We start from the raw sequence: 2,973 nt of genomic DNA, 5'->3' as shown, positions 1-2,973 counted from the left end.
AGGTGCTGACGTCGGACAGCCTTCGACCACGTCGAGCTCGGTTTCGGCGGTCTTGGCCTCCTCGACGGTGATGACGCCCTCTTTGCCGACCTTTTCCATGGCATGGGCGATCATCTCGCCGATCTCCTTATCGCCATTGGCCGAGATGGTGCCGACCTGCGCGATCTCCTCGGAGGAAGCCACTTTGCGGGCACGTTCGCCGATGTCCTTCACGACCGCTGCTACGGCCAGATCGATGCCGCGCTTGAGGTCCATCGGGTTCATGCCGGCAGCCACGTACTTCACGCCCTCACGCACGATGGACGCGGCCAGCACGGTCGCAGTCGTCGTGCCGTCGCCGGCGATGTCGCTCGACTTCGAGGCCACTTCGCGCACCATCTGTGCGCCCATGTTCTCGAACTTGTCGGAGAGCTCGATCTCTTTGGCGACGGTGACACCGTCCTTGGTGATACGCGGTGCACCATAGCTCTTCTCGATCACGACGTTGCGGCCTTTGGGGCCGAGCGTCACCTTCACCGCGTTGGCGAGAAGCTCGACGCCGCGCAGCATTTTTTCGCGAGCATCGACGGAAAAACGAACGTCTTTGGCAGCCATGGGGAATGTCTCTTCATTTATAGATCGACCCCGAGGCGCGCCACATCGGGCGCCTCAAAGGGTGGGTTCGCAAGATCGCAAACGGGCGTCGTGCCGCCTTAAGCGACGACGCCGAGAATGTCGGATTCCTTCATGATCAGGAGGTCCTGACCGTCGATCTTGACCTCGGTGCCGGACCACTTGCCGAACAGGATGCGGTCGCCGGCCTTCACGTCGGGGGCATTGATGCGGCCCTGCTCGTCGCGGGCGCCAGGGCCGACAGCGATAACTTCGCCTTCCTGTGGCTTCTCCTTGACGGTATCCGGGATGATGATGCCGCCCTTGGTCTTCTCCTCGCCTTCGATTCGACGAACGACGACACGGTCGTGTAAGGGGCGAAACTTCATGTCTTGGGTCCGGTTTCCTGCCGACTATCCGACGCCAGTACGGCACGAAATCGCAGGAGAGGCTGCCGTAAAAGAATCCTACAGCTAACCTCGCAAAAGGGGTTTAGCACTCATTCAATGAGAGTGCTAATAAATATCGTAGGGTGGGCGTTTGTCCCAGTCGTCCAATTAAATCGCGGCCCTATCATTCGTAACATTTTTGGCGAAGATTTGGACGCGGCTAACACTATTCCGCAGAAATGCCGCTAATCAGCGTTAAAAGCCCCCCCACACCGAGACAGTAGTTATAAATCGAACAGTGTATCACGTTTCTTCTACTTCGCGCTCGCCTTTTCCCTAGCCAAGAACTGCTAAAATATTTTCATGAAAGCAGCTTGCAACTGCTCAGGACCTTGAAAGATTGGCGTCGCACAGGTTTTCATGAATGTCTCTGGCGAGAGGCAGTCCATTTCATCTAAAACATGCTTTCCCATCTCAGCCATAACGGCCGTTTGCATCGACTGAACGTCTGGATGGCCCATATTTTCGCGCCTCCTCAGGAGTGCAGGCCATCTCAACACTGATCTTGACCTCGTTCTTCTCCCTTGAAATCACAATGCCATCGCTTTAAGTCCAGATTAGCGGCAACAATCCGTATCACCTTGTGCGCAGGCGAACCGCGACGCAACGGGAAGATTCGTCTTCGCATTCACAATATATTAAGCGTTGATTGACTAGCAACATACTCCATTTACAAATAATAATCACCGAGTTTATATTTTACCTAGTACAAATCTAAATCACTGAAGGCCGCCAACTGGTGCTTTGTTGCTTTCTACGACGCTAAAAATAATTTATCAGAATTTCTAATTTGCCTTTAAGCCAATTATTTTGCGTCCAATGTTGTATAAGCGTTTTCCGTCCTCGTGGGCGCATCTTGATAGATTAGAAAGTTTGTGATTGTCGCGCTGTCCAAGTCTGTAAGCTGCGATGACAGCGCCCATTGATGATTCGCTGTCCTTTTCAAAAGCGGTCTTGAGATCTTCACGGCCTTTTACATCCTCACTTGAGTTCAGGCTCCAATCCAAGTCTTCTTTGACTATTTTCTAGTTCGCGGACATTTTCGCCTCCCAGATCCCTTACGGGACATTTGCGAGAGTACTCCCTTTCGATTCTCTGTCGTGCAAAAACGCATCTGAGCGACTCTGTTGCATTCGAAGAGAGTCAAGTCGAGCGAATGGACGCCCGCCGAAAAACCGAGGGCTCCGATGCGCTTTGGATCGAGATGGCGCCGTTGCACCTCGGCGCGAACTGTGCGGATTGCACGCTGGGCGTCCTGGAGCGGAGCGCGCGGACCGGACACCGAGGCTTCGCCGGGTAAGCGATAGGTCAGTACGAACGCGGCCACGCCCTGCTCATTCAACCAGTCAGCGGCCGGAAAAGCCTCTGAACCCATCGCGATCTGCCTGTAGCCGCCGACGGCCGCGACGATGACGGCCGCACCGTTGGGCGTCTGCGGAGTGAAGACCTCGAGGACCGGGGTCGCCACGTTGCTCACGGCCCCGGTTCAGCTACGAAGAAGCGGACCTGTTGGCCCGCCGCCGCTGGGAGGCCCGTTCGGCCATAGGGTCAGGCGCTCGGGTGCTTGGGCCGTGGCGATGTCGAAAAGGCTCGTCGCCGCGAGGCCCTACATCAAAGTTCTGAGGTCGATCATGCTGAACTCGCCTGTGGAGTCAGCCTCTTTGCAGGGTCGATACCGCGGCCCTAGCGGGCCTTTGTGCGCATGGCCCTCGGCGACTTCGGCGTCTTGGCGCGTGCTAACGGGGGCGCGGCTTCGGCAGGTTGATCGTGACCAGCTTGCCAGTGATCGGATCAAGGATCGTCATCGAAAGCTCCTTCGTAGCGTCGCAATGATTGCGGACCTCAAATGTGGTCGAAGCTTGACCGGAGAAGTTATGCACATGCCAGCCGATCCCGCTTGCTGGCCTGGTAGGGAATTGTCCGACGTCAGCAC

General features: G+C 56.1%; 5 protein-coding genes. All 5 read right to left on the bottom strand.

Going from position 1 to position 2,973, the window contains the following annotated elements; translation table 11 throughout:
• Nucleotides 1-594: TCP-1/cpn60 chaperonin family protein (locus tag COGEMETH_RS25410; RefSeq protein ID WP_283215053.1), on the bottom strand; the 594-nt coding region annotated here is incomplete at its 3' end.
• A 98-nt stretch (nt 595-692) separates the two neighbouring features.
• Complete coding sequence (gene groES / locus COGEMETH_RS25405; protein WP_238185435.1) at nt 693-980, bottom strand: co-chaperone GroES; 288 nt, start codon at nt 978-980, stop codon at nt 693-695.
• Nucleotides 981-1,330: 350 nt separating this feature from the next.
• Nucleotides 1,331-1,501 (bottom strand): DUF6489 family protein, encoded by a 171-nt coding sequence (locus COGEMETH_RS25890; protein WP_373875434.1) that lies wholly within the window; start codon nt 1,499-1,501, stop codon nt 1,331-1,333.
• A gap of 557 nt (nt 1,502-2,058) precedes the next feature.
• Nucleotides 2,059-2,517, bottom strand: a complete 459-nt coding sequence (locus COGEMETH_RS25400) for an alpha/beta hydrolase (protein ID WP_238185434.1) — start codon at nt 2,515-2,517, stop codon at nt 2,059-2,061.
• A gap of 259 nt (nt 2,518-2,776) precedes the next feature.
• Nucleotides 2,777-2,973, bottom strand: a 197-nt coding sequence (locus COGEMETH_RS25395; RefSeq protein WP_238185433.1) for a hypothetical protein, incomplete at its 5' end; no start/stop codon positions are given.

The organism is Methylobacterium trifolii, from assembly GCF_022179685.1.
Lineage (GTDB): Bacteria > Pseudomonadota > Alphaproteobacteria > Rhizobiales > Beijerinckiaceae > Methylobacterium > Methylobacterium trifolii.
The sequence above is the reverse complement of the archived record's forward strand: the minus strand, read 5'-3'. Positions and strand labels throughout refer to the sequence as shown.

What these genes read in the sequence shown, in the direction of transcription:
- COGEMETH_RS25890 (WP_373875434.1), bottom strand. Translation starts at nt 1,501, where the DNA reads ATGGGCCATCCAGACGTTCAGTCGATGCAAACGGCCGTTATGGCTGAG.
- groES (WP_238185435.1), bottom strand. Translation starts at nt 980, where the DNA reads ATGAAGTTTCGCCCCTTACACGACCGTGTCGTCGTTCGTCGAATCGAA.